This is a genomic window from Granulicatella sp. 572.rep1_STHE (genome assembly GCF_001073445.1).
In the GTDB taxonomy this organism is placed as follows: domain Bacteria; phylum Bacillota; class Bacilli; order Lactobacillales; family Aerococcaceae; genus Granulicatella; species Granulicatella adiacens.
Map to the genome: position 1 here is coordinate 94642 of NZ_JVBO01000019.1, position 26730 is coordinate 121371.

The following is a 26730-nucleotide window of genomic DNA, read 5'->3' on the forward strand; positions in this document are numbered from 1 at the left end:
ACCTCCTTCCTACGGACCAACGTAACGAATAACGTTGTATTTTGGATTTACGTTGTATTGAGATTCCACGTAGTATCCGATTTGAATCGATTTCGTGAACACCCCATTATCGATGTGGATAACCCCTTGAGAGATACTCATGACTTCCCGGCCACCACTCATCATCGAAATTCGATTGTCAGAAACGAGAATCGAGCTATCTCCTTGAGGATTCCCAATCGAGAGCCCTTCATTCCCAAATTTCATATTTCTATCGATAGCGTTCCAAATGGCGGTCATAGAGCCTAAGTCGTTTTGAATCCCAATCATACGTTGAGAGAGTGCCACAAGGTCATCTTGGGCTTGTTTCCTGTCTGATTCGTTCGACTTGACGAACGCTTCATACTTAGCCTTCCACTCCAATACAGTCTCAAGAGTCGCTTTCGCTTTCATCTCTTGCATCATCACCAATTGTTGGTCTTGTAGATGCTTCAATTGGTCTTCTGTGATGAGTTTGTCCGCCTTCATTTCGAGTTTGGCTTCGACTTCCTTGATTGGTTTCTTGAAGTCTTCAACACTTGAAACATCAAAATAGATTTTCCCATCTCTAACCTCAAGAATTGGCTTGCTGCCATTCGTGATGGATATTCGATTCAAGTCAAGCGAGCCCGCTGTGATTTGTCGTGCATTGATTTCTAATGATTGAACCAATCCAGCACTAATCTTCTTAGCAATAACTTCATCGGTCGTGATGGTCTCGATGATTTTATTTAGATCCGCTGTGTCTACCTTACGGATCCATTGCCCATCTACACGTTCATACATGATGGCATAGCCACCACTTGGCTTCATCCATTTGTCGCCTTCTTTTGGGTCAATAGGTTCTGCCTCGTCCAAATACAATCGACCTATCTTTGTTGTAAGGCTCTCAATATAATCAAGTTTCTCTTGGACAGGTCCTCGATACTTGTATTGTGATTGAGATTGTCCTGATTCTTTCGCATTCGTCTTCGAACTCAATCCACCATCAAATGTGATGTGATGCGAGAACACAGGAATGTCGAATCGTGTATTCTCCTCACCCCAATAGACTGATATCCAATCCCCAGGTTCGGTGTCGATGTCGCCTCGCCATGTCAATTCATATGGGTAGAAGCTCAAATCTCGATATTTGTTGTATAAACGGTCGAGCAATTGTTGAGTCATCCATGGATTCTTGAGCACCATCTTATTCCCAGAACGATTCCCAGATATAATCTTGGTCTTATCGACAGTACATTCAATCGAGCCAAGTTTGTACTTGATTTCGTCTCTAACCAATCCAGTTGCCCCATATTGACTTCTCGTGATTTGTTTCATTGTAGGTTTTAAATCGATGAAGTCAAGCTTGCCTTCTCGATTGAATCGTGCGAATGTTCCATCCAATTGAGCAAGATACATGATGGCATCTCTGAATGTTACCTTTTCCAATTTAGCCTTGATAGACACATTTGGAAGACTGATAGCATCACTCACAGGAATTCCCGTCATCGTCACGATTTCTTGGAAGACTTCTCGTGTTCCTGTTGGATACGAGAGCTTACTTTCGTACGGTCCTAGTAACCTCACGAATTCATCTTGAAGCTTTAATTTTGTAATTTTTGAATTACGGTCGAGCTTGATGTCTGTAACAAAAAAACGACCAAGTGGCAACATTGCCGCTTGACCGTCTGCTGTTTGAACACCGATGCTCGCTGTTGATGGCATCATCTCCTCAATCCCCTCAACCACTTGGTTCAGTTCGACTGATAGTGAATTGATGAATGTGCCACCAGGAATGAACGATGAGCCTCCAGAGATGGAAGCATCATGTTCGATTTTTTTAAGATGTGACTTATCATAAGTCTGATTGTTGAGCGTGAATGAAGCGTGAATCACTCGAACATCAGACATAATCGCATCTCTGTACTCTTGTGTTGTTTCTAGCATTTCATCACCTCTATTGCTCAATGAACGATGTCGATACATCGTTATAGTACGTTACGCCATCGCTAAAAGTCCCAAGACAACTTCCCGAGATTGTGCTTCGATACGCTCTAATCGATTGACCTTGCACGACCGCATTGAAGAACCCACTTGGGATGTTTCGAATGGCGTTATATTCATCTTGAGTTAAGATTCCCCAAGAGATTTGAATTGTTTTTTTGTTTGCGATGACATCTCCACTCATTTGACCGTTCGCACTTCGACCAGTCCCAGAGCTCCAAATGATTTCATCGCTGTTTGATATAGACACAGGAGATGCAAGAGCAACTCCATTTACTGTGATTTCTGCCATCTTGCACCTCCTAATAGTCTAATAATGGTTGATTTGTTCTTCTTTGAATTTCGTTCCCGATTTCAAAGATTTTTCTCGTCACCGATTCACCATCGATGTTCAAATCCAATCCAGCCACAAGTGTGACTAATTGTCTTAGTAACATAACGACTTCCGCACTATTGCTCGAATCTTTAGATAATCGAGCAGCTTCACGAGCCATTGCAAGCATCTTGTTCTCTGGTGCCACAATTTCACCGTAGTGCTTGTTATCCCCAATCATTGCGAGTTGTGGAGTGTTCGCCTTAACGAATCCACCTTGAGCCAACATTGGGATTTGTGGGGTGCTAATGCTACCAATCCAAGCAAATGGGCTCACACCCATCACACTGATTCCACGGATCCCCGCAAGGATGTTATTGATTCCATCGAATGGAATTGTAATTACTCGATTGATACCGCTGATAATTCCATTTACAACAGTTTTAAATGTTCCGAGAATACCTTCAGTAATTCCCATGAAGATTCGTCCACCTGTTGAGAATACATCTCGAACACCTGCCCATGCTTTTGAGAAGATGTTGCTGAACCAGTTTGGAATCGTTGAGAAGATGCTCGTAATCGTGTTCCAAGCACCTTGGAAGATACCTCTGAAGAACTCAGATACACCAGCAAATACTGCCTTGATACCGCCCCAAATGCCACTAAACCATGAACCTGCCACGCTGAATACGTTCACGATATTAGACCATGCATTCTTGAACATGTTTCCAAACCAGGAAGCTACATTTGATAGTGCGTTTACTACATCGTTCCATCGGTCTCTGAACCATTGTCCAAGATTCTTGAATGCATTCACGACATTGTTCCAAGCGTTTGTGAACATCGTTGTAAACCATGTTGATACACCGCTTAAAGCATTAACTACATCATTCCAACGATCCGTAAACCATTGACCGATTCCGTTCCAAGTGTTCACGATTCCATTCCAAGCGAATTGGAATCCTTCTGGAATGGCTGTCATCACCTTATCAGCAAATTCAGAGATTGCAACCACAGCCTCGCCAAACATATCGAAAATCCAACTTACAAAATCAAATAAACCTTTTAATGCGATTGAGACTCCAGCAATTGCAGAAAGTAACAAACCACCTAACAAGCCAGCAATAACTCCGAGAATCGGACCTAATGCACTAGCAAGTAAGTTGTATAGTGGTTCAAGAACTGTCCAAACCTTGCTTATAGATTCCGCAATGCTTGAGATGGCATTGCCTAGTGAATCAATCATAGGCTTCACGTATTGTTCATATACTTCACTAAATGCTTTCCCGACTTTCTCAAGGACGGGATTCACATGATTGTTGAATCCATCAATAATTGTTCCAACCAATCCCGACATCATATCTCCCCATTGAAGAATCAACGGTCCGATACTATTGTCGTACACACGTTTAAACATCGAGCCTGTATCTTCAACAGCTCTTTCGATTGTTTCAAATACTGGTGCAATGTTCTTCAATGCTGTGTTGATTGTTTGAGTGAGTTTTGGAGCGTTCTTAGTGACAATAGACTCGATAGCTTTCATCACATCTCGTCCGATTTTAGAACCAATTTCTTCAATATCTGAGTAGAGACTAATGAATGCCCCTGTGATTGCTGTTCCGATTTTGATTGCTCCTTCGCTTGTCAAAATCTTATAGATTCCATCGCCTAATGATTGGACAATGTTTCCAGCTGCTTCATACATATCTCCACGAGAATCCATGGACTTGATGAGAGCTTGTTTGATTTGTTCTTTGTGATTCTCCAACGCATTCGCTATGGATTCAGTAAGGAATACACCAATCCCAACTCCAACAGATGCAATTGAACCTACAAATTGCCCCCACATATATGCCCACTTGTCAAGCATCGTATTGAACGATTGGACGACTTGTGGATCCGTGAAGATTTCTTGGAGGGTAGCTCCGATTCTCTCGAGAGCCACTTTCATGCGTTCTAAACCTTCTGAGTGGAATGCGGCATCGAATCCAGCTTTGAATTTGGCTAAGAGTTCACCAATTCGACCGAATAAGTCTTCGAAGAATTTCTTCAATTGGTTATCCCCTTCGGCAATCTTGCCCATATCGACTTGAGAGCCTTTAGGTTGAAGACCGCCTCCGCCTCCACCGCCTTTTCCTTTTCCTTTGCCTTTACCGCCTCCACCGCCGCCTCCGCCTCCGCCAGAGTCGTCATTTGGTTCGGATAGTTTGTTGATTTTGTCAAATCCCATTAAGGATTTCATTTCTTTCGCTGCCTTCTTAGCAGCACCGCCAGCCTTGTCAGCAGCTCCACCAGCATCATCCACAGCATCAGCCATATCGCCAGCTCCACCGCCAGCACCTTGCATATTGTCCGCAAGGTTTCCGACAGCATCGGCGGTCTCTTGTATTCCACCACCTGCTTGAGATTTCTTTCCTGTCAATAGCTCAGTAAGAGCCCTAAATGCGTTCCCGACAGTTAAGAGTTTACTTAGTAGGAAGTTAAGAACTTGAATCACAGGCGTGAACAGGTTGATGAGTCCTTGCCCAACGGATGCCATGAACGATTGGAATTGCAATTTCATGATTCGCACTTGGTTCGCCCATGAATCGCTCGTCCTTGCGAAGTCACCACTTGCAAGAGCTAGTTGACTTTGAACGAATGCGAATCTTAGAGCCACTTTCTCCGCCTCAGACATCTCAGCGGTGGTCTTCCCAAATCCATTCGCCATCGCATATGCATCAAGAGCTGTTTGAGTCATTACGACCCCTAAGTCCTTCAATGTTTCGGTCTCACCTGTGAATACAGATTTCAATTTCGTGTACGCCTCGTCTTGGCTTATGTTGTAGAACGATGCTACATCCCCCGCCAAGCTCGTCAACGCTGTGGACATCTCATAGGCTTGTTGTTCGCTGAATCCAAAAGCCTTGGACATTGCACCGAATGTCCCTGTGTAGCGTTTAGCCATTGTCTCAGACAATCCCGATGCGTACATTGCCGATTTTGCGAATTCGTCAACTTGTTTCGACATCTTTGGGAATGCCACATCGACCACGTTTTGAACCTCGTTCAAATCGGACCCGAGCTTGATTGCCTCAGAGCCAAAATCAATGAGTTTCTTGACCGCAAACGCACCAGCGAGGACTTTTGCAAAGCCCATGACTTTTTGTTGGATTCCGTTCAATTGATTCGTAAATCCTTGTTGATTCACCACCAATCCCAATTCAACATCGCCGATTTTAGTTGCCATTTGTCCACCTCCTTCTTACTACCATTCAGAAAACGCTTGTTGAAGTTCCTTGAGAACCGCATCAAGCTCTTCTTGTGTTCGTTGTTTTGCTCGTTTATTTCGCCACTCGTCTCGGATTCGATGTTGTCCCGGTGAGAACGATTCGAGCATTTTCGGGTCGTCCTCGCTTCGAATTTGGATAATTCGTCCGAGAGGAGTCTCCGATGAAAGTCCAGAGACTAGAGCTCTAAATTCCTTCCATCTCATGTCATGGAAAGAATGAGTATAGAATGATATGCCATATTGCGTTCTGAATGACGAGACCATTAAGTCCCAATCTTCAAATATGTCGTAATATGGCTCACTTATTCCCCCGCTTCTTGGTCTCCAGTGATAAGAGAGATTGCTGTGTTAATTAAAATCGAGAAATCATTGATATTTAGAGATAATTTGTCAATTTTAGCTCGGTCAGATTCACTAAACATCGCATGATACATCGAATTTAGGTCATTGATTGATGGATTTTCTCCAGCATTGCTCATGATTTCCATTAACTTCAATGCATTTGTTGCTGAATCATCAACTTCAATCGTTATATTTTTGATTTTAAGTTTCGGTTTATCTTCAAAGTTCAATTGTTCTGTAATGTTAATAACCTTAGCCATTATTCAAATACCTCGCTTTTCATTGTTGTGAATGTTTCTGTCGTTTCTGTTTCTTCTACTTCACAAATAAGTGGAACACCAATTCGATTGTTCTCAGTTGTCAATTCGTGGATTCGTTCATCCGTCATTCCTGTCACATCGAATTCATCTCCGATGTTGTATTCTCTTAGCGTTTCGGCATCAATAAACTTGATAAGTGCTTTATACATTCCATATTCCTCCTTCTGTATAAAAAAAGAGGGGCGATATTCACCCCTCAAAATGTGATTTCTAAGCTGCTGGCGTGTATTCAGGTTTACCATTTGACATGATATCGAATGATAATGGAGCTACTGCTGTGCTATCTCCTGACACGAAGTCTTTAATGTTGATTACAGCTTCTTTGAACACTAATTTAGCCCCATCCGGGAATGTCCATTGAAAGTCTTTCTCAGCATCACGTCCGTTTTTCAATGCGATAGCAGCGATTGCATCGTTTCCAGCATCACCAACGTGACGTTTTCCAGATACTGAGATAGTCACAGATTTAGCTGTCATTAAACGACGAACCCATCCTTTGTGTTCAAATGGTTTCCATTCTTCGACACCGTTGTCAAATGATACTGAGAAGCTCTCCAGCTCCTTGATTTCTGTCCAAGTAGCATCATCTTTCGTTCCTGTGTTTACTTGGAATTGGTTTTCATATACGGGAAATACCCCTGTACGTTTTTCTGCCATTGTTATTCCTCACTTTCTAATTCGTAATATAAATCTAATTCGATGACACGTTCATAAACGTTATTGTCATCAGTTCCTACATCGATAGGCTCATTAGATAAAAGCCTAATCACTTTTATTGGAGTACTTCCGATTTCAACTTCTCGAGCTTTAAGAATTTGATTGTATAGATAATTCGCACGCTTTTCAGTTTCATTAGCATTTTGATTGTGATGTATCAAGATGCTAATGGATTTCACATCATAGCTTGCCAATTGTCTCCCACCAATCGCTATTCTGGGCTCTTGATTCGTCTTTCGTTGGTAGACTCCAATGCTATACAGTTGTTTATTATCGAGCTTTCCGATGTAGTAGTGTTGAGCTGCGTTGAATGTCTTCAACCAATCTCTAACTTCTGCTAGTGTTACCATCTCTATACCCCCGATAATTTCTTATAGAAAGCCGCATAAGCTTTCTTGATATCTTCTGTCTTGGATCCGTCTGCCCAATCATCCATCCACTTGCCTCGAGCATTTGGATTCGTGCTCGTGTTGAAGTTGTATTCAGGATGATAGTACAATCTTCGAGCGTAAGGCGTGGAATGAGTCAAAGACACTCGACCTCTCCCAGCTTCCGAGTAATCAACTGAGAACGCCTCACCTTGCAATGTACCATCTCTAAACGGGACCACTTGAGCTTGGATGATTTCTGTATGTAGGAATTCACCCGTTTGTTCTAAAGCTTGGATTTGAGCCTTCTTGAGTCGATTGATTGCTCCGAAATCAAAAATCACTCTACTGTTTGCATGAATCATCGTTCATCACTCCAATCCTAGGTAAGTGTGGTTCACGGTCCCGTCTGGATTTCTCGATTTTCGACTATCTAAGATGTTTCTATCGATTCCGAATATATTTACCCTTCCACCACTCAAAGTCGCTAAATCTGGGGCAATATCGCCACAAAAATAGGCTGAACCTGAAATTTTAACAATCTTTTGTTGGTCGGACAGTACTGTCATGACCTTGTCTTGATAGTTGCATTTCAAATCCAACTCAATAGCTTTGATAGGCTCTCCATCCTCGGATACGCCTTCCGTATTGACTGTGACCTTGATTGGAGTCTTGCAAAACTGCGGTAAAACTAAATTTGGAAAGTGCATCAAATCACTCTCCTTGTAAGTCCGCTTTGTTTGAGCAATTCGAACGTGCTACGACTCAAGGCGATTCCTTGCGATGTAACTACATTCCAATTGTCACCAAACGCCATCGATACTCCATTGATTGAATACGATGATACAGTGGTCTCGATTAAGTCTTTGTTCTCAATCATGAAGTCAGCCATTTGGCAACACACCTCACGAACGACCGATTGTTGGAATGGAGTAAGATTATCAAACCCCATCCCCACAATACGGTTGAATGTTAATGTGTCGATATGCTGACTTGCCGTCTTTAAGATTCGATTGAGATTTTCTGAATTGTGAGTTCCAAGATATTCGTTCTTATAGAACGCTTCATCAGCATATATCATGACTACTCACCCGCTTCTTCTGTTGATTCTTCTTCAGATGTTTCGTTACCTTTGTTGTTTCCTCTACGGTTTCCTTTTTTGCTTAATTCCAATACTTTTGCTTCTAGTTCAGCAATTTTGTCAAGAGCCTCATTGTAAGTAGATGAATCTACTTTGTGAGCACCTGAATCAATTTTAGTATGATGTTCATCATAGATATCGAATCCTCTTGCTTTGTAGTATTCTTTTTCTAATTCGGTGATTGTATAAACTTTATTGCCTTTTTCTGCTGTATACATTCAAATACCTCCTTGATTACGCTTGAGCGTTGATGTAGATACCATTCGCACGATTCTTGACAAGGAATGCATCCATGTAGAAGCGTGATTGTAGTAAGTAGTTGTCTGATGTTCTTGAATCAGAACCCGGCTCAAACACATTGATGTATGAGTATTTGTCACGAGCAATGACTGCTGTTGGATGAACTAAGATGAAGTTGATTTGTTTAGCATCACCAGCAGGAACGCATCCTTCTGTGAAGTTGTATTTTGATTTCAATCGAGCAGATTGAACCACAATGATTTTCACATCATCTACATCATGGACTGTACGCTTGATAGAGCCTTCTCCTGTAACTCCCATCACTCGTTGGATGTCTTTTGCTTCTTTGAATAGCTTGTTCACTTTTGGAGTAACGTATAGTAAACGACCAGCAGCAGGAACGCCAGCTTCGTCCATTTTTTCCATTGCTTCATCAAATTGTGTCAAAATGTTTTCAGCTGTAAGAGCCTCAGTCGAAATTGTTGCTCCATTCGATGCGTAAGTAGTAGCTTCTTGATATAACTTAGAGTATACATAGCTATCTTTTTCTGGAATTGTTTGTTCTTCCTCTAATGTGTTTTGTACATTTCCAATTGATACAGTTTTATTTGTTTCATCAACATCCATCGGATCGATTACAAATTCGATTGAACGGTCATGAGCTAATTTCTTAGGTTCCCATTCGTTCGTGATTGTTCCTGTGTTGAATCCTAAAGAGCCACGAGTGTGGTCTTTGTATCCTGATAGAGTAATGCTTGGTAATTTGATTGTTTGTGCATCAATGAATTTCACTTGTTTGTTTGATTGGAATAAATCATAAGATGTTAATTCCTTAGCGTATTTTTGCTCTAAAGCTGGAGCAAATGTTTCTGCGTATTTTAATACCATAATTTATTTACCTCTTTTCTTTATGCTTAAACTCCGAATACTTTTAAAATTTCGTCATTCGTTGTCGATTGTTTTGCTGTCCCCGTGGATCCGACTTGTGTGAATCCTGTTGGTGCTGTTGCTTCTGGTTTAAAAGCTGGAACGTCTTCCAACACTTTCGCAATCACAGCTTCATAGTCTTCACCTTTCGATTCCAACGTAAGATTGGTTTGGTCTGCCAATTTCAAAACGTATGGCAACACGTTCGAGCCCACACCTTGCTTGATTGCAGCAAGTTGTAAGTTGCTCTCGATTTTGGTTTGAAGTGCTTGAGCTTGTGCCACTCGAAGCTCTTCTTGGAGGGTGTTCACATCTGGTTGGGCGGAGGCTTTTTGACTTTTAAAGCTCGAGATTGCTTGAGCCATCTCTTCCCCTGTCAAGCCTTGGTTCTTGAAGTAGTTCTTCAAGACTGTGTCCTCAGCGACCTTTTGCTTGCCTTCCACGATGCTCGCAATCTTCTCATAATCAATCGCTGGAGTACTCTGAGCTGGATTGTTTGAGTTTGGTTGCGGATCCTGTGTTGTTGATGCCCCAGCGTTTGCCGATTCATCAAAGAAAAATTTGTGTTTGAACATTTTCATGTTCCTCCTCTCAGTTGTTAGGGTGTCTCCCTGTATTCAGTTTTGTTCACAGGTGTCTCCTCGTAGTTTTACGCCTTCGGGCATACCAAAAAGAGCCACCCTCCGGATGGGTGACTCTTAATGTATTTATTTATTTATTTTGATTTTGGTTTAGATTCCTTTGGTTTAGAATCCTGTTTTTTCGGTCTCGGTTTAGGAATCGATACAGGTTGCCCAATCATTCGATTGTACAAATCTTGAGCTTCTTTCTTATTCATCGACATATTCCAAATGCACCTCCAAATAATCGAATTTAGGTTGTATGTAAACAGTATCGTTTAAGAATACTTTGTCTTCATCCCATTGAGTTTTTGGATATAGCCTTTCTTTTCCGTCTTTCATGTGAACAACGATATTCTCATTCCCTTTTTTGCTTATTCGAATTTCAGTTTCAAGGTTGTTTTCTTTTACGTACTCTTTCATTGGCATTCGAATATATTCATAACCTCCATCAACTCCTTTGTTATGAGTCACTTTTGTTATTTTGTACTTACCATAGACTAACTCCTCGAGTTGGTCTGGATATGCTGATATATTTGAAACGTCCAAAGAGCGACTTGAATCAAATACATATTTGATATGTCCGTACTCATTAGCTCTTTTATGATAGCTTTCAAGACCTTCGACTTCCATGTTCAGTAGTTTGTCAACAAATTCTAAATCACGTGTAGTAGAACGAATTCCAAGATTTAGATAATTTCCTTCTTTGAAATTTTCATACATTCCACTATACCTTCCATAATCTATATGATTTGCCCTTTCGAATCGAATAAGCTTACCTTTTTCTTTAGGCTGTTCCTTAATCAATTCATGTATATCATCAACATCTTCTTTTATAGATTTTGAAATGCTTTTTCCTTCGTCCCATAAGTACGTACTTCTAAAATTATCTTTATCTGTAATATATTGAGACCATTCGCAAACGTTTCTAAACTCTCCATTTGTATAATCAAATAATGTTTTTTGTAATCTTTTAGGCAAATCTTTTACATTCGTTTTCGTGAATATTGTTTGTGATTCAGTTTTTGTTATATTCAAATCGTTAGCACTATCAAATCGATTCAATTCCTCTCGATATTCCTTCACCTTATCACGCCACTCAGTAGCACGAGCACGATATGTCTCTTGGTTCTCAGCATCAAGACTGTTCTTCGCTAGACGATTATAGCTCTTTGCTTGTCGTTTAGCGTGATTCAGTTTGTTCTCGATCCGTTGACGTTCCTCGATGACGGGCTTCTCTTCATAGTACCTTGATTCAGGTTTTGGGCTTATGCCTTCGAAGTATGTCGAATGCTTATCCTTGCAATTAGGATGATACAATCCAGCTGCCATCGCTGAACTCATTAGTGGATACGGTCCGTCTTTAGAAGTTCCACCACTCCACACATCATCGATGAGGACTTTGCCTTCAAATGGCATACAAAGAGGACACGCATTGAAACGCTTATTCAGAATAACGGTGGATATTCCCCATTCCTGTCGTTTCTGACCTTCACCCATTAGATAGGCTCGTTTGCTTGCTGTTCTCACAGCCATGTCAGCATACGATGCAATGTTGTGTACAGCTCCATTGGAATACGTGATGCAATTGATTCCTTTTTTTAAAAAGTCGCTTGTAGCCATGTCCACAGCCTTGTCATACGTTAAGGCTCCCGAACTTGCTGCAACTTGTGATTGAAAGATAATCTTTCTGTATTGGTCGTTTGTGTACCTGAGTACAGCGGTTTGAGCTGTCTTCATGTCATGCTCGACCGCATTCATCAATGCATCCAGTCGCTTTTGATTCGCTTGGAAGAATCCAGCACTTAGTCCTTGTTCTCGATTGAGAACCAATCCTTTTTCAATCGCTTTTAACACATTCACTTCTTCATCACTTGCACCTTGCATCATAGCTTCAGCGATGGTTTCTCTAATCTTTTGATTCATTGATTTAAACTCAAGACCGTACTTCTTAGATACCTCGAGCTTAAATCGTTGTAATTCTTCAAGTTGAACCGCCTGCCATTGAGTCCATTCGAATCCCAGCTCAGTCTCTTCTGCTTTATGTTTCTTGAGATTTCGAATCATGGATTCAAGCAATTCATTCTCGATTCGTTCAAATGCTCTGCTAACATCATAAACCATTACAATGCACCTTAAATCCTTTTGCTCGATACTGTCGAACCATCTTCTTGAGTTGAGTTATGGATGTTGCTTTCAAGTTCATCATCTCAATCTGATTGTCTTTCTCGACCGCATAAATTCCAAAAGGACAATATTCCTTGCTCATATTAAGCATCGCTTTCGCTTGGTCCTGCCTCATTTGGTAGTTCTTGTTCATGATTCTCACTAGCAAGTTCATCACCTCTTTCAACGCTGAATCCATCTAAGTCCGTATTGATATATGGCTCTTCTACTTCGCTGAATCCTTGCTCAGCTTTCAATCTAGCCACTTCTTCGGACTTCCATTGTTCGTCCTTAGAATCACCATACAACTCATCTACTGAAGCCTCGATGGACATGATGCCACCTGTCTTGGCTTTAGCTACTGTTTCAACTTGAGATTCAAATGACGGGTTCGCATATTCCCCAAAAGGGACGTTGACTGTAATTTCTTCGATAGGTCTATGATTCAATACGTTGAAGCTATTGATTGTCATCGATACTAATCGAGGAATGAACTTTTGCAACGAAATTACAATCGAGTTTCGAGTGTATAACGTTGTTTTCTCTTTCTCACGTTGAGCCTCAGCATTATCAAGCTTCTTCACATCAATCCCAAGAGTTGATGGACTGATAAGACCTTGGAGCGCTAAATCGAGAGCAGTCACGTATGTAGCTAAGTAGCTATCGTGTGGAATGTTCGCTTGTAATTGCGTAATCACATTCTTACCATTCTCGGTCGTGTCGTCTGCAGTCTTGATGAATCGATTATCAAAAGCGTTCGGTCTTAACAACATTCCAGTATTAGGGTCTCTAGGGATGAGAGATTCTGGTATGTAGGTCTTAGTTCGTCCAGCTCTCAACGCATCCATCCATTGAGACCACGCTTCATCCAAACTGTCAAACGTGTCCGATTTTCTTTCGAAGATAGATTGCCCTCTTCCTTTTTCTTTCTTTGAAACAAAAACACTGAACGGTACACAAAGAATCAATGACTTATCGAATTCATAATCACTAATATTTCGAGTGTATTCTGTTGATTGCATATCAATTTCATTATCATCACGATATAGCTTATTTCTTACGTAACCAAAACCATAATGTTCTTCAAGCGTGTATGTTCGTCTGTTCTCTTCAAATCGAGTTGTGAAGATGACTTCATTCAAACGCCCACGCTTATTCTTAATTTGGATCCGTTCGCCACCTACCCATTCAATGATTGGAAGTTGGGACACCTCTGAATCAAACGAGATTCTGAATGCACCATCACCAATCACAAGAGCATCTTTAATAGCATCTTTCAATTGCTGCTCAAAGTCGTTCTCGTCTTGGATAGAATCCCATAAATCACTTTGTTTCGTGTCTTTAAATTCGAAGTCATTCATGTCATAAACGACTATATCCACAAGTCTATCCACAATTAAACCAGGGATTCCTGTGTGTATTTTTCTAATCTCTTGACCTTGGGATGAATTCGCACCCCAAAAGCTATTCTTTGTATTTTGCAATTGCGAATACAATTGAGCCAATTCAAAAGACTCGCCTCGATACCAAATTTGATTCTTAGCTGCGTTGTCTTCGAATGTCATTGCCTCGTTAATAATAATCTGATTCGGTTGAGCTTCTTTCAGTTGCAAAAAGCTCCTCATTCCATTCCTAATCATATTCACCAACCCCATCTTTTATTCCTCTCTTTCCAATCATCTTCTTGTATGGTAACCATGTGTACTGGTTCGCATTGATTGTATGGTCGTTCTTATCTTCTGGAACTTCTTTATCTTCTTGCCACGAGTACGATTCCATCTCTCGTATGTGATGCTCACAATGCTCAAGCACTAAATAATATCCTTGAGCTATCCAACCAATTTGTAAGTTGATTCTATCGATGATTTTCATTTTCTTATAAGCATTGATAAAGTTGTATATCGTTCCAAATTGTCGCTTGTACTTATTCAATTCTGTGATTGTCGCTTGATCCGCAGAATCTATGAACACATCTCTTGCGAATCCCCAATCATCTCTATTCTTATCCAAGAACGCAATAAACTTATGGACTGTATCAGACGGAGCAATTGGAACATTCAAGTCCGCATTGTTGTACACTTGCTCGTCTAATGTAATCAAATGCCCGTCATCTGTGATTCCTTGGAATATCATCGCAATCGTATCAGGGCTCTTGGATGAATAAGCTGTGTCCAATCCTGCCGAGAATTTGATGAAGTTATATTTCTTCGCTGCATCTCGTTTGATGACATGCTTACTTCTCTCAAAGTTAGGAAAGACGAGACCAGTCGCACGACCTCGAAGACCAAGAATTTTGTTCTTGTACATCTTTGTCCCGAGTGGAACCGAGTCGATTTTCTTTTGAATATCTTTATCACTCAAAGATTTATTATCTTTAAACGTAAAGAACCAGTATCTCCATTTTGGATTGTGCCGTTCTTTCAAGTCAGCCATAATCTCACGAGGAACATCCTTCTCGTACTTCTTGTAAGGGCGAGACCTGTTGATGAATTCCTTATACACAGGAAGGTCGGGATTGTCTGGATTCAGAGTTGCCATCAAATAATCATTACGAGCTGAGACCTCACGAACGAATTCGATGTTCGCTGTGTTGACCTCATCGATATACACACATCCATATTGTCCCCCTAGGGCAAGTTGCCATTTCTCTTTCGTATCGTATCCAAGGATGTAGATGATTTTATCCTCGAATTTAATGTGAGGAATCTTGTAGTCCTTATCCCCATTGCCAAAATAAAAAGCATCCCGATGGATATCGAGGATGCCATTATCTTGATTGATTAAGTTCTTCTCAGCAACACCGACCGTCTTGGCTGCGATGATGTGAAATTTTTTCCTACTCCTAGAGACCATTCTCATAAACTTGACACCCAAGCCCACCGTTGTCTTTCCAGCGGCTGTCGTGCCTTCTAGGAAGTCCGCATCTACATTATCTACTGTGTTGCAAAAATCGATGTATTTTTGAGAGAGTGGGAAGCTATTCATCGAGCCCACTTCCTCCTAATTGGTTCACGATGTCATCGAATTTTGGTTTCGATTCAATCTGAGCGTTGATGTCCACACGATCCGTGAACGTTCCATATCGCTTGCCTAGAAGCTCAGCTGCTTTTGTTCTTGATTGCACGCTCGGGACCGCTTCGATAACTTTTTGAGTTCCTTCACCATCCAAGACCAAAAGAGGCTCAGTCTTCTCGCCACGCATCACGCTAGTCAAATATTGAAGGACTTCTTCTTGTGTTGCTATCTTCTCAGATTCGAGTTTTGCAAGTCGTTCATCAATATAGTTTTTTATTCCTACATTTTCCAACAATTTATGACTTTGAGATTTTGCATATTTTTCAGAATAACCAGCTTCAACCGCTGACTTATAAAGATTTCCCGTGATGATGTACTCATCAGCGAATCGTTGTTGTTTCAATGTCATTTTCGTCATTTTCCATCACCTCTTTTCATGCATACAAAAACCCCTCGAGCTGGAGGACTCGAAGGGTAAAAATTAAAGGAGTAAAACCATGAGCAAAAAGAATTCTTTCACATCTTTTCACATCGTAACTATATCATAGAATCATTAGTACTGCTTGGTACTGTTTGGTACAGAATCATCTTTTTTAGTACATTTTTCTATTTTTTTGATAGCTTCATCATGAAGAATAAAAAGTGTTGTTTTGGATATCTGTAATTCTTCAGCAATCTCATCCCAACCTTTAGAAGAGATGTATTTCATCCAAATGATTGTCCGCTCTCTGGAATCATCCAATTGTTCAATCGCCTGAATAAGTTGATATTTCAAATCTACCAGCTTATCAACCGTCTCATCTATATAATCACTCAAGTTGATTATCTTAACGTAAGCATCGTCTTTGAGACCCGCTTTCGACTCTTGCACATTAATTTCTTTTAGAGAAGGAGATTTCAAGAAAGAATTATTCAAGCGATCTAACTCTTCCATTTTAGTTTTTACTTCCAAATCGATTAAACGAATTTGTTTTAATTGATGTTTAATTCCCATTCTTCACATCCTCTCTAATCTTTTGGGCTAACGTTGGACCAAAGTCTTCAGTATCTGATAAATAATCAAAATACTGACTGAAAAAGAATCGTTCACAATCCATCTTCACATTCCACGCTGTTCTATGATGCCTATTCTTGAAATGTTTTTCTTTTAGATTCCAATTGGAATCAACGACCTTTTTTGAAAGCAAGTACCTCAAGGTTGCTTTGTAATCATCAACAGCCCTTTCAATGATTCCGGCACATAATAAGTAATAACCTCTATCGTCCATTATTCACCTCACAATAGAGCTTCTAATCTATCGACTTGGAATCCTACCCAAGTTTGTGCTGGGTCGCCAATTTTGCCATCAATCACTACAACAGGGAGAGTCTTCCATCCATAATGCTTCAATAGTTCAAACGCACCGGGATTTGCTTCGATGTCGATTATTTCGAATTCAACCTTGTTTTTAGTCAACCACATCTTCGTAAACTCACATTGCATGCATCTCGGTTTAGAATAAACTGTTAACATCGAAGTCCTCCTTATCGACTGATAAACCTATCAAACTGTTGAAGTCAAAAATCGCACTTTTCTTCTTCCCATCAGACGCACTTACATAATTAAATGTAATAAGGCTCGTCACATATGATTCTTGTTCTAAATTAGTCACGTTTTCAAATCTTAATATTTTTCCATTTTCTAAAAATAAAGTTAGTTCCATATTTTTCATTCTCCTTTTCAAGTTCCAATTGATTTACTTTTTTGTATATGTTTTTAATGTGTTTATTTATATCGTCCCTAATCACGTTTGATATGAGATGGCAAACTTCTTCATGAGTAAGTTTACGTAACGCATCCAAATCAATATAGATGTCATATACGAATCGAATATAATTCAATTTATCTTTCTGAATCTTTCTCAATTTGAAGAATAGGACATCCCAATGTTTTATCTTATAGTGTGGAACTTCTAGTCCAACTAACTTTCCACTAGCTTTGTCTTCTTTGGTGTAGCCATGCAACTCGAACGAATATCCCTCGTTCGTCAATATATAATTGATCCGTTCTATCGTTGCCACATCCTTTCGAAAGTATCGAATATCCATTCAACTACATCGGCAATCGTATCTCCAATCCATTCAGCGATGTCGAAAACGATGTAAGCGAAGTTGAAGATGCAAACGAACAGGGCTACAAACAAGAACGATAGAATCACACCTAATGCAATCATCGTGATGTACATCTTTATTTCTCCTCCAAATCCACAAATGGATTGATATCTTCATCAATTTCATAAACTTTTCCTACTCAAATTTTACAAATGTCATCCAGTGTGTTGTCCCTCTTTGCTGGCCAAATAATGGATTGAACGGAATAGCGTTTAAAATATCTTTGACATTTACCTGGCAGTCTGACCATTTGAAAATCAATGTTCCGCCAACTCTCAAAACACGAATACACTCTTCAAATCCTTTTGCAAGATCTTCCTTCCAAGTATGCTTGTCTAATTGGCCATACTGGGCTTTCATTATCGAATTAGGTCCAGCCCATTTTAAATGAGGCGGGTCAAATACAACCAGGTCAAAACGGTTGTCTTCAAATGGGATGTTTCTAAAGTCACCAACGATATCTGGTTGAACATTAACCTTCTTTCCATGAATTTCAAATTGTTCTTTTCTTATATCCATAAATGTCGTGTGTGGCTCATTTTTGTCAAACCAGAACATTCTTGATCCACAACACACATCCAAAATTTTTACTTTTTCATGGTCTTGTATTTCGTTAATTGTTTTCATTTAAGCATCACCTTCCACAAATAATTCTTTGATTTCGTCACCGAATAATTCGATAGCACGTTCACAATCTGCTTGATTTTTGAAAAAACCGAATAATTGAAAATTGTTAGTGGTGCCTGTGTAAAAAATTGTTAACTTTGCTTTTCCTACAAAAGAAATATAATACTTTGAGTCTAAGTGACTTTTCCAATCAGGATTCCAATCCCCATTACACTCATCACGAAACGCTCTAAATCGTGTCAGTAGTTTTCTGCGTTTCACTTCTAGGTTGACCGCTTCTTCAGTTGTGAAGATGTTACCCTGTATCAAAGAAAGTTCATCAAAAAGATGGTTTGTCCATTCCATTTTTTGAAAATCCCCAGAGCTTTTCAACAAATAGTATTCATTCCCATTCTCGAACGGGCATTTCATTTTCCATGTATCTTCCTCTTTCTTAGAATTTTGAATATCATCCAATACTTTTGATAATTTATCTCCAAAATCAACAACCCATTTTCGAAATTCATCAGCTGCCTTCGACAACTCTTCCAACACATTTACATCTTGTTTCTTATCTTTCATCGTTATCCTCCATATCTTTTCAAAAACTTGAATTCACGTTCCATTTCACTTTCAATTCGTTCTTTGATTTTTTCTTTCACCATTTCGTTTACTTTTTTGAACCCGTATTTATCAATCAAAGCTTCATCAACATATGCATCGTAGTGATATTTCAATGCTTCACCAAATAATTTAGATTCCACGATATTGATTTGCTCTTCGAAAAATTGTTCTTTCAGCGATTCAACAATTGTATTCCGCAAATAATCATCAAAAAAAATGATTCTGAAGTTGACTTTAATTGTCATCGACATTTCAGTCATCGACATTTCCATTTTGTCCATATTTCTTCCTCCTCCTTTGCATCCAGCACTCGTTTGCTACTTTCCCACTCTCGACTAGGGAACGTGAAAGAATATAACGTTTCAAGTAACTTCTCCAAAAAATCACCTGGTTTACATTGTTCGCCGTATTCTCCATCGACTTCAAGTTCTCCATATTTCTCTTTTAAACTTTCAATTAAGTTATTAATTTTTAAAGACATTAGATCCCATCCCCATCGTCATCCATTCGATTATTTCAGTATGTTTCTCTATTCCCCCGTATAGGTTCATTGCATTGTCTATTGCCTTCAATAACGTTTCAAACCCAACTAAGAAAGCAAATCGTTCATCGTAACTCATCTCTTCAAGTTGACCGTAATTGATATCCTTTTGAAATTGTTTCATAGCTCCCAAGTACATCGAGACATCCTTGTACTTGCAATGTGCCACAATCAAGTAATGCACATCCTCTTTTAACCGTTCGAATTCACTCTTAACCAATAGACTTCACCGCCTGTTCTACTTTCGGTAGATTCTCTACAATCTTGTCTCTTGTTCCTGGTGCAATTGCGTACGGGTCTTTCATAAATTTGACTAGCGTGTTCGCATTTACTTTTAGTGCTCTTGAAGCAGCAAGCATCTTTTCACTCGAATCTTCAATCATCCCATGGATGTAAGTGATCGCTTCACCGTAATTCTCACCCATGTATTTAAATCCAGTCTTACTAATTCGTTCTTGGTACGGGTCCTTAACGATAATCCCTTCAATAGCATGCTCTTTAATAAATTCCAGCACTTCGTTCGTCGTTCCAAAGTGCATTGCTTGTTTAATGTCAGTTGTAAATTTATGCGTATATCGTGGATGGTTCTTTGCAAGATATCCCATCATGCTTGAGTAGTCTTCGATATGTTGGAAGTACCATTGTGGATATTTAGCGTCTCTAATGACGTACATTTTTATTTCGTTCATGAGCATCGCTCCTTTTCATTTGTTTAGCAGCTTCATCGATGTGTTCATAGACCATTCTCATTTGTCTAAGTGCGAATGGATGATTCTCGTATTTATCACACAATTGTCCGCTGGTTTTGAATACCCAATCAAAATATTGTTCAGACCCAAATCCCAAACGTTGAGCAGCTACTTCTTGAGCTTCAATCCAATCGACCACTTCATTCATGAATTTTCTATAATCTAATTTCATTCAAGCTCCTCCAATTTTACATAAACGCCACAGGGGTTACCCCAAAATTTTTCAATAATATTCGAAGCGATACCCGCATCATTTTCAAAGAACCCCAACTCCGCCAGACAATCCTGCGGCAGCTTGATGATATTATCAGTGTCGGGCTTTGTGATTTTCCACTGGCCATTATAGGTGCCTTTTTTCATAGGATAAATCCACTTAGTGGTTAAGCGCAGCGGAGCCTTCAATTTATTAGGCGGAACGAAATGAGAGAAATATGCCATGAACTTAGCACGGGCAGCGACCACATCGTCCGGTTCATAGAATTGGGGCTGGCCATTTTTGATCGATACCTTTTTCTGCTGATGCGTAGTTGTAGGCAGCTCCATAGGAACGAAAAATTCAATCATGTTTCCCAACACCTCTCCATGCTTGCCATTGAGGGTCATATACGATGTATCCTGTAGACTTTAATTGTTTGAAAATCCATTCCATGAGTTCGGGCTGTTTTGAAATCCATTCAAGCACTTGTGACTGAGTTGGGTCGTATGGTTCATCTGGAAACAAATGATAGAGCATTGGCATCTCTTTCCCAACTTCCAACAATTTTGATTTTTTACGTGCCATATTTTTCTCCTTTTAAGTTTGTGAAATACCACACAGACTTTTCTTTTTTTATTTTCGCTTTTGTCCATGGTAGAAAGGACAGACATGGTGGGCGGAGTCTAAAGCCCACCTGTTCTGTTCCTATCATGGACGATGGACGATTCTTCGGACACTTCCCAATTACACACTCTTAGTGTTAAGGTTTGTCTGTCCGTGGACAAAGTCGAAGTTTGTCCCGAGTTTGTCCTGTCCAAGTACACCTTTTAGGTGAATTCGTTTTACTTCTTGGACACGGACAAAGTCGGTGTTTTGTCCTGTCTGTCCCGATGTCTGTCCTCGAGTTTGTCCTGTCCAAAAATAGGATTTTTTCCGAATTTACTTTTTGATAACGACATGCTCTCCATCTAATTCATACCCGTTTATTTCCTTGATTCGTCTCTTGAGAGTCTTCTCAGATATGCCCAAATATTCACAAAGTGCCTCTGAGGTGACTGGAGCGAGTCCATCATTTAGAGCTGAGTACGCTGTGTCGAATGCGATTTTTCTTTCTTCTTTTCTGTCTTGTTTCTTTTTATCAAAGTTCTTTTTCCAAGGCGGTGTTTTTGAATCATCCAACTCGATGTCATCGAGGATTCCTGTATCGTCCACAATATGAAGTGGATAACTGAACCACACATTTCTTGGTTTGAACTTAGCGAACTCTCGAAGAGTTCCATCCACACGCCACGCTGACATCGTTTGAATCTTGCTTGTTTCTCGATTGATGAGCTCGTTCGTTTGCCATCTATCTTGAATGTTTACGACCGCTTTCTCGAAGTGATTACGCATTGCGTATGGACTTCTCAAGTCGTCTAAACCGATGTACTGTTCCATGTACGGACGATTCATGCGATTGATGGCATCCTTGTAGATGTCGCAAGCTAATTGGTCGCATCGTTGTTGGATGATTTCATCCGTGAGCTCTAATTCCACTAAATCGACAAGGGCATCTGGGTCCCGAGCGAATACGCCCGAACCACTTGCTCTATCCATGGACTTCTTGCCACCTTGAGCACCTTTTGAGTGGTGGTGACAGTAGATGACTGAACATCCTAGCTCTGTCGCTACCTTGTCAAACTGATTCGTAAAGTGAGCCATCTGATCCGCACTATTTTCGTCCCCTGTTAAAACTTTATAGATTGGGTCGATAATTACAGCAATATAGCCTTTCTTGTGGGCTCGTCGAATCAGCTTAGGTGCAAGCTTGTCCATTGGGACGGTCTTTCCACGTAAGTTCCAAATATCGATGTTTGATACGTTTCGAGGCTCGATGCCCATTGCTGCATATACATCCTTGAAACGATGCAAGCATGAGGCTCTATCAAGCTCGAGATTGACATATAGAATCTTCCCTTGCGTACATTCCCAACCGAACCATTTCGAGCCCTCAGCGATTGCAATCGACATATTGATGAGACCGAATGACTTCCCAGCTTTCGAAGGTCCCGCAATCAACATCTTGTGACCTTGTCTGAGTACGCCTTTGATGAGTTCGGGTGCAAGCTCGGGCATATTGTCCCAAGTCTCGCTCAATCCTTCAGGATCCGGCAAATCATCGTTCAAATCTTCGATGTATTGATACCAATCGTCCCAAGACTTGTGTCCGATGTTTGTGTCAATGATGAATTGTTTCTTGCCATCTCTAATGAATCCCGGGAGACGACTCAATCGACTTGGGTTCTTGTTTTGTTCGTCTACGTTTAGACCGTTTTTCTTACAAATTTTGTATAGATAATCAACACGCTTCTTGTATTCCTCTTTGTTTGCTGCTTCGATTCGAACAATTGCATGGATGGACTTGCCACCACTATATACAAGTGTTGCAATTGGAAGTTCAAGCTCTCGCATGATTGCGTTTTGCTTCTCCAAATCCATGTTGTCCGATTCAACAAGAGCGTAGCGATAACTCACAACGTTATCATTTTTCACTCCTTGACCGTCCATTGGATTAAATCGAACCCATGCTCCTGCTTTTTCGTTGTAATCTCCTAAGACTTTTCCGATGTCTCCACCACATCTCTCAAGCTCGTCTATGAGCTTCCCTGCGGTTCTGTCATAATCTCCAAGCTGTGGAAGATATTTCTTAATCTCGCCAGTCTCAGGATTCGTCTTAGCGTAAGATTTTGTCGAATATGCAACGATGTCATCCGATTGGAATAGCGTGTCCAAGTATCGAATGATTTCTTGAACTGGATTCCAATTTTTAGGCTCATGGAATTCCTTCCCATCAATCCATGCTTTGTCCACAAATTTGTAGTCATTATCATATTGAATAGATGAATCCCATTCGAGAGCACCTCGTCCATCATCATGAGCTTGAGAAGGATTGAATCCTTGCTCGACAGCCATATGGAAGATTGTCCCTCCTGTGACTGGTGAGCCTGTCCCTTGGAACGTGTCCCATTTTTTGTAGCATTCCCCGGGATGATATCGTCCCGAATCTCGAGCCGACCATGATTCCCAATCTGATGCCGAATAGCCTTCATGTTTGAGAGCCATTCCGACATTGACCCATTCTTGATAATTGAGCATTGAGGGGTCGATGTATTCTAATAATTCAAGTAAGTTGTTGTCTTCCACTCAATCACTCTCCTTGATACGTATGGACATCGATGGTGTGAGGGACTCTCCACCCATTCGCAGCAATGCGATTGATGAGCTTAGATGCTGCTTCGAATTGCCACATTCCCACATTTCTGAATCCATAGCGTTCTAATAATCTGATTTGTTTTGGCGTTGTCAAACCCTCGTTTTGGCGTTTTGATAGGCGGTCAAGAATCTTCTGAGCCTTCCCAGCATTGCCAATCTCATCGGGCATGATTCCGAGTCTTTCTAATGTTTGAAGTTGTTTGTCTGAAGGTGGGCTCATCTCCCATCCAAATGATGGAACATAGCTCGTGAGGTCTTCGGCATGAATCGACATCTCGAATTGGAGCGGATCCACAAGCTTGCGTTTTCTCTTTCGCATCTCAGCGAGCTGTTTCGCAAGTGCTTCTTCTCGTTGTGCGGTCACATCTTCTTTTGCCACTTCTTCTAATTCAAGAAGCTCAAATTCTGCTCCTGTGTTCTCTTCAGTACGTTCCACCATCGCTTTTGCAACTTCTTCATTCTCAGCGATGAGGTGTGCTGGTCGACACAATTCATGCTTCTCTGTATGCCATAAGAAGTCGAGGAGCAAAAGATGTGTCTTCCCGGGATGTAACCTTGTTCCACGCCCTACCATTTGAGAATAAAGAGAACGAACTTTTGTCGGTCTTAACACGACCACACAATCAACGGATGGACAATCCCATCCTTCTGTCAGTAGCATCGAATTACACAAAACGTTGTATTTTCCGTTTTCAAAATCCTCGAGGACTTCCGCACGGTCTTTGGATTCTCCATTCACTTCCGCAGCTTTGAATCCCTTCGAGTTCAAGATGTCTCTGAACTTCTTGGATGTATTCACTAATGGAAGGAATACGACCGTCTTCTTATCCTTGCAATGCTCCATCATCTCGTTTGCAATTTGTTCCAAGTACGGGTCCAACGCATTCCCAACATCACTCGCTTTGAAGTCACCTTGTGACATCGAAACGCTCGAGAGGTCAAGATTCAATGGGATTGTGAGTGCTTTGATTGGGCTCAAATAACCTTCTTTGATGGCTTGCGGTAGTGTATATTCGTAGGCTAGCGAGTCAAAATATGTCCCTAGATTACGCATATCACCACGGTCTGGAGTGGCTGTCACTCCGAGTACGTTCGCACTATCGAAATGCGATAGAACTCGTTGATAGCCATCTGAGATACAATGATGAGCTTCATCCACCACAATCGAATCGAAATGGTCTTTCTCAAATTTTGCGAGCCTTTTGGGTTGTTGCAAGGTTTGAACGGATCCAACGACAACACGATTCCATGAGCCGATACTCGTTGAACTTGCTTTCTCGAGAGAGGTTTGAAGTCCTGTTGATTTAAGGAGCTTATCACTCGCTTGGTCTAATAATTCAGAACGATGAGCCAGGACGAGCACTCGCTCGCCCATTCTCACTCTGTCTTCGATTACTTTTGCGAACACAATTGTCTTTCCGCATCCTGTGGGAAGGACGAGAAGAGTCTTCTTGCGACCTTCTGCCCATTCCTGTTGAATGGACTCACGAGCCTCTTCTTGATATTTTCGCAATTCCATTCAATGTCCCTCCTTTTAGAATGCACCCCAAGATGGTTGTTGTGTTTGAGTTGCTTGTTGTTGATATTGTTGTTGTGGTTGTTGTGAACGATTTAAGACTTGACTTGGATTCACATCTTCGGGATATAACATCGCTTTGACTTCGTTGTATTCATTGTCTTTGTATTTACGAATTCCAACCTTGCACACTCCACGAGCCCCAATGATTGTGTTCCAATTCATCTTCAATGGTTCGCCTTTGCGTTTTTGTCCAATAGATCCGAAGAATGATGAAAGCATTCCTTCTGTGCTTGAGTGTAAGAATAGATTGTGTTTCAATTCTGCTTTTCCTTGAGGTGTTTCAATCTCGATACTTACGACCGCTTTTGGACACGCTGGGAGTTTACCGGGATTGTTAGGATTTGGTGTATGTCTTTGTCGTTCAAAGCCTTTTACTGTGAACTCATAGAGCCCCACAGGAAGCAAGATGAATGTTGAGTCTTGTTGGATAGTGTCGTCCCATCCAAATTCACGTTCGAAGTTGTTGTTGTATTCTGTCATAATTATTTACCTCTTTCTGTTGTTTGTTATTTGTTTGTATTTTCAATTGATTTCAAGACATCAGCCCAATTCGTTACCATGAACGCCCAATACTCTTGTGGGAAGTTCTCGATTGGTGTGTCTTGTGGGAAGTGTCCCTTCTTAAACGCTACATCTTGAAGCATCTTCGGTGTGACCGAAGCTTGAAGCATCAAGTCCTTCAATGCTTGTGGAATTTCGTTTGGAATTTTGATTGTCGATAATTCTTCGAAAGGATCCGATGTGACTTCTACTGGATTTGCATTTAATGGAATCGCTTGGTCTACTGTGATGCTCGCTGCAACATCTTCGATTGAAGTTGGTGCTTGTTCAACTTTTTGAACCTCTTGAGATGAGGAAGTGAAGATGTGAGCGATAGCAGCATATTCCATTGGAAGCTCATCTGGAAGTCCGTGTCGATTCTTCGCATCCCACGCTGGATGATGTGTTGTGTACATGACACGTTTTCCACCTGTCGCTTTCTTCTTCTTAGTTTCTGAGGTCATTACCATCGTCTTGTAATTACAGAATAGAAGTAAGTCGCACCATTCTTTGACTACGGGAGCGGTTTGTGAGCTCGTCTTCTTTCCTAGTTTCAACTCGTAGCGGTCGTAAGCTCCATCTTCATCGGGTTGTTCGAATTTTCGGAGTTGCGAATGTGCGGTCAAGACCACGTTGATGCCAATGTCCACTAATTCTTGAAGCTTATCTAATAAGCGACCCATCTCTTCTCGGACATACGTGTATCCATTCCCATAGCCGAAGTCTTCGATTCCTCTCTTGCCATGCATCGAGCACACACTCTCGATTGCTAGTGATTCAGCCCAATCGATTGTGTCGATGACTAATGTTTTGCAAACTGTTGGGTTTGCTTTCACGAATGCGATTTGATTCATGAGCATCGTCCATGATGTTGGTTTGTCCATACGTTTGACATCCATGTTCGATGTTGAACCTTCTGTGTCGATAAATAATGGATCCGGGAATTGTGCTGCGAGTGTTGACTTCCCAATTCCTTCGGTCCCGTAAATCACTACACGTTGGGCTCTTGCTTGTTTACCAGATGTTATGTTCATGTGATTTCTCCTTT

At 40.8% G+C, this 26730-nt stretch carries 37 protein-coding genes and 1 pseudogene; all 38 read right to left on the bottom strand.

Annotation, left to right across the window (positions count from 1 at the left end; translation table 11 throughout):
• Positions 1–9: 9 nt before the first annotated feature.
• Positions 10–1947, bottom strand: coding sequence for a hypothetical protein (locus tag ADH99_RS04390; RefSeq protein WP_049555198.1), 1938 nt, complete (start codon positions 1945–1947; stop codon positions 10–12).
• A 10-nt stretch (positions 1948–1957) separates the two neighbouring features.
• The gene (locus ADH99_RS04395) at positions 1958–2296 is read right to left on the bottom strand and encodes a hypothetical protein (RefSeq protein WP_049555199.1); all 339 of its coding nucleotides are present in this window, start codon (positions 2294–2296) and stop codon (positions 1958–1960) included.
• 10 nt (positions 2297–2306) lie between these two features.
• Complete coding sequence (locus ADH99_RS10510; protein ID WP_049555200.1) at positions 2307–5546, bottom strand: hypothetical protein; 3240 nt, start codon at positions 5544–5546, stop codon at positions 2307–2309.
• Between the two features lie 18 nt (positions 5547–5564).
• Positions 5565–5696 carry a hypothetical protein gene (locus tag ADH99_RS10640; RefSeq protein WP_275452439.1) on the bottom strand — a complete coding sequence of 44 codons (132 nt, stop codon included), beginning with the start codon at positions 5694–5696 and terminating at the stop codon, positions 5565–5567.
• Between the two features lie 12 nt (positions 5697–5708).
• Positions 5709–5894 (bottom strand): annotated as a pseudogene (locus ADH99_RS10645) (Gp15 family bacteriophage protein); the annotation flags it as partial.
• Complete coding sequence (locus ADH99_RS04410) at positions 5891–6190, bottom strand: hypothetical protein (protein ID WP_049555201.1); 300 nt, start codon at positions 6188–6190, stop codon at positions 5891–5893. The gene ADH99_RS04410 and the pseudogene ADH99_RS10645, both read right to left, overlap by 4 nt.
• Positions 6190–6399 (bottom strand): hypothetical protein, encoded by a 210-nt coding sequence (locus ADH99_RS04415; RefSeq protein WP_049555202.1) that lies wholly within the window; start codon positions 6397–6399, stop codon positions 6190–6192. The genes ADH99_RS04410 and ADH99_RS04415 overlap by 1 nt, the downstream gene beginning before the upstream one ends.
• A 61-nt stretch (positions 6400–6460) precedes the next feature.
• The gene (locus tag ADH99_RS04420; protein WP_049555203.1) at positions 6461–6907 is read right to left on the bottom strand and encodes a phage tail tube protein; all 447 of its coding nucleotides are present in this window, start codon (positions 6905–6907) and stop codon (positions 6461–6463) included.
• Between the two features lie 2 nt (positions 6908–6909).
• Positions 6910–7317: a phage tail terminator protein gene (locus tag ADH99_RS04425; RefSeq protein ID WP_049555204.1), complete on the bottom strand. Its 408-nt coding sequence runs from the start codon at positions 7315–7317 to the stop codon at positions 6910–6912.
• Positions 7318–7319: 2 nt separating this feature from the next.
• Entirely contained in the window at positions 7320–7700 is a 381-nt protein-coding gene (locus ADH99_RS04430) for a minor capsid protein (RefSeq protein WP_049555205.1), read from the bottom strand.
• 6 nt (positions 7701–7706) lie between these two features.
• On the bottom strand, positions 7707–8045 hold the full coding sequence (locus tag ADH99_RS04435; protein ID WP_049555206.1) for a hypothetical protein: 339 nt from the start codon (positions 8043–8045) through the stop codon (positions 7707–7709).
• Positions 8045–8416, bottom strand: a complete 372-nt coding sequence (locus ADH99_RS04440) for a hypothetical protein (RefSeq protein ID WP_049555207.1) — start codon at positions 8414–8416, stop codon at positions 8045–8047. The genes ADH99_RS04435 and ADH99_RS04440 overlap by 1 nt, the downstream gene beginning before the upstream one ends.
• Before the next feature lie 2 nt (positions 8417–8418).
• Positions 8419–8694 carry a hypothetical protein gene (locus tag ADH99_RS04445; protein ID WP_049555208.1) on the bottom strand — a complete coding sequence of 92 codons (276 nt, stop codon included), beginning with the start codon at positions 8692–8694 and terminating at the stop codon, positions 8419–8421.
• A gap of 16 nt (positions 8695–8710) precedes the next feature.
• Positions 8711–9604, bottom strand: a complete 894-nt coding sequence (locus ADH99_RS04450) for a capsid protein (RefSeq protein ID WP_244266377.1) — start codon at positions 9602–9604, stop codon at positions 8711–8713.
• Between the two features lie 26 nt (positions 9605–9630).
• Positions 9631–10218: a hypothetical protein gene (locus ADH99_RS04455; RefSeq protein ID WP_049555210.1), complete on the bottom strand. Its 588-nt coding sequence runs from the start codon at positions 10216–10218 to the stop codon at positions 9631–9633.
• 140 nt (positions 10219–10358) lie between these two features.
• A complete protein-coding gene (locus ADH99_RS10650; RefSeq protein WP_275452440.1) occupies positions 10359–10487 on the bottom strand; it encodes a hypothetical protein in 129 nt (42 codons plus the stop codon).
• Positions 10474–12387, bottom strand: a complete 1914-nt coding sequence (locus ADH99_RS10120) for a phage minor capsid protein (protein ID WP_053091355.1) — start codon at positions 12385–12387, stop codon at positions 10474–10476. The genes ADH99_RS10650 and ADH99_RS10120 overlap by 14 nt, the downstream gene beginning before the upstream one ends.
• 146 nt (positions 12388–12533) lie before the next feature.
• Positions 12534–14042, bottom strand: coding sequence for a capsid protein (locus tag ADH99_RS04465; RefSeq protein ID WP_244266378.1), 1509 nt, complete (start codon positions 14040–14042; stop codon positions 12534–12536).
• 19 nt (positions 14043–14061) lie between these two features.
• A complete protein-coding gene (locus ADH99_RS04470) occupies positions 14062–15414 on the bottom strand; it encodes a terminase (RefSeq protein WP_053091356.1) in 1353 nt (450 codons plus the stop codon).
• Positions 15407–15862, bottom strand: coding sequence for a terminase small subunit (locus ADH99_RS04475; protein ID WP_049555212.1), 456 nt, complete (start codon positions 15860–15862; stop codon positions 15407–15409). The genes ADH99_RS04470 and ADH99_RS04475 overlap by 8 nt, the downstream gene beginning before the upstream one ends.
• A gap of 135 nt (positions 15863–15997) precedes the next feature.
• Entirely contained in the window at positions 15998–16438 is a 441-nt protein-coding gene (locus tag ADH99_RS04480; RefSeq protein ID WP_049555213.1) for a DUF1492 domain-containing protein, read from the bottom strand.
• On the bottom strand, positions 16428–16712 hold the full coding sequence (locus ADH99_RS04485) for a hypothetical protein (RefSeq protein WP_049555214.1): 285 nt from the start codon (positions 16710–16712) through the stop codon (positions 16428–16430). The genes ADH99_RS04480 and ADH99_RS04485 overlap by 11 nt, the downstream gene beginning before the upstream one ends.
• 8 nt (positions 16713–16720) lie before the next feature.
• On the bottom strand, positions 16721–16957 hold the full coding sequence (locus ADH99_RS04490; RefSeq protein ID WP_049555215.1) for a glutaredoxin domain-containing protein: 237 nt from the start codon (positions 16955–16957) through the stop codon (positions 16721–16723).
• Positions 16938–17147, bottom strand: coding sequence for a hypothetical protein (locus ADH99_RS04495; protein WP_049555216.1), 210 nt, complete (start codon positions 17145–17147; stop codon positions 16938–16940). The genes ADH99_RS04490 and ADH99_RS04495 overlap by 20 nt, the downstream gene beginning before the upstream one ends.
• 345 nt (positions 17148–17492) lie before the next feature.
• Positions 17493–17669: a hypothetical protein gene (locus ADH99_RS10515; RefSeq protein WP_160313166.1), complete on the bottom strand. Its 177-nt coding sequence runs from the start codon at positions 17667–17669 to the stop codon at positions 17493–17495.
• Between the two features lie 61 nt (positions 17670–17730).
• Positions 17731–18222: a class I SAM-dependent methyltransferase gene (locus ADH99_RS04505; protein WP_049555218.1), complete on the bottom strand. Its 492-nt coding sequence runs from the start codon at positions 18220–18222 to the stop codon at positions 17731–17733.
• Complete coding sequence (locus ADH99_RS04510; protein ID WP_049555219.1) at positions 18223–18783, bottom strand: hypothetical protein; 561 nt, start codon at positions 18781–18783, stop codon at positions 18223–18225.
• A gap of 2 nt (positions 18784–18785) precedes the next feature.
• The gene (locus ADH99_RS04515; protein ID WP_049555220.1) at positions 18786–19106 is read right to left on the bottom strand and encodes a hypothetical protein; all 321 of its coding nucleotides are present in this window, start codon (positions 19104–19106) and stop codon (positions 18786–18788) included.
• On the bottom strand, positions 19082–19306 hold the full coding sequence (locus ADH99_RS04520; RefSeq protein ID WP_049555221.1) for a hypothetical protein: 225 nt from the start codon (positions 19304–19306) through the stop codon (positions 19082–19084). Before ADH99_RS04520 ends, ADH99_RS04515 begins: the two co-directional genes overlap by 25 nt.
• Positions 19290–19586 (bottom strand): hypothetical protein, encoded by a 297-nt coding sequence (locus ADH99_RS04525; protein ID WP_049555222.1) that lies wholly within the window; start codon positions 19584–19586, stop codon positions 19290–19292. Before ADH99_RS04525 ends, ADH99_RS04520 begins: the two co-directional genes overlap by 17 nt.
• On the bottom strand, positions 19579–20055 hold the full coding sequence (locus ADH99_RS04530; RefSeq protein WP_049555223.1) for a hypothetical protein: 477 nt from the start codon (positions 20053–20055) through the stop codon (positions 19579–19581). The genes ADH99_RS04525 and ADH99_RS04530 overlap by 8 nt, the downstream gene beginning before the upstream one ends.
• Positions 20027–20287: a hypothetical protein gene (locus ADH99_RS04535; RefSeq protein ID WP_049555224.1), complete on the bottom strand. Its 261-nt coding sequence runs from the start codon at positions 20285–20287 to the stop codon at positions 20027–20029. Before ADH99_RS04535 ends, ADH99_RS04530 begins: the two co-directional genes overlap by 29 nt.
• The gene (locus tag ADH99_RS04540) at positions 20284–20679 is read right to left on the bottom strand and encodes a RusA family crossover junction endodeoxyribonuclease (RefSeq protein WP_049555225.1); all 396 of its coding nucleotides are present in this window, start codon (positions 20677–20679) and stop codon (positions 20284–20286) included. Before ADH99_RS04540 ends, ADH99_RS04535 begins: the two co-directional genes overlap by 4 nt.
• Complete coding sequence (locus ADH99_RS04545) at positions 20672–20896, bottom strand: hypothetical protein (RefSeq protein WP_049555226.1); 225 nt, start codon at positions 20894–20896, stop codon at positions 20672–20674. The genes ADH99_RS04540 and ADH99_RS04545 overlap by 8 nt, the downstream gene beginning before the upstream one ends.
• Positions 20897–21250: 354 nt before the next feature.
• Positions 21251–23494, bottom strand: a complete 2244-nt coding sequence (locus ADH99_RS04550; protein ID WP_049555227.1) for an AAA family ATPase — start codon at positions 23492–23494, stop codon at positions 21251–21253.
• A 4-nt stretch (positions 23495–23498) separates the two neighbouring features.
• On the bottom strand, positions 23499–25082 hold the full coding sequence (locus tag ADH99_RS04555) for a DEAD/DEAH box helicase (protein WP_049555228.1): 1584 nt from the start codon (positions 25080–25082) through the stop codon (positions 23499–23501).
• Positions 25083–25097: 15 nt separating this feature from the next.
• On the bottom strand, positions 25098–25622 hold the full coding sequence (locus tag ADH99_RS04560) for a hypothetical protein (RefSeq protein WP_049555229.1): 525 nt from the start codon (positions 25620–25622) through the stop codon (positions 25098–25100).
• 26 nt (positions 25623–25648) lie between these two features.
• On the bottom strand, positions 25649–26716 hold the full coding sequence (locus ADH99_RS04565) for an ATP-binding protein (protein ID WP_049555230.1): 1068 nt from the start codon (positions 26714–26716) through the stop codon (positions 25649–25651).
• Between the last annotated feature and the right edge of the window lie 14 nt (positions 26717–26730).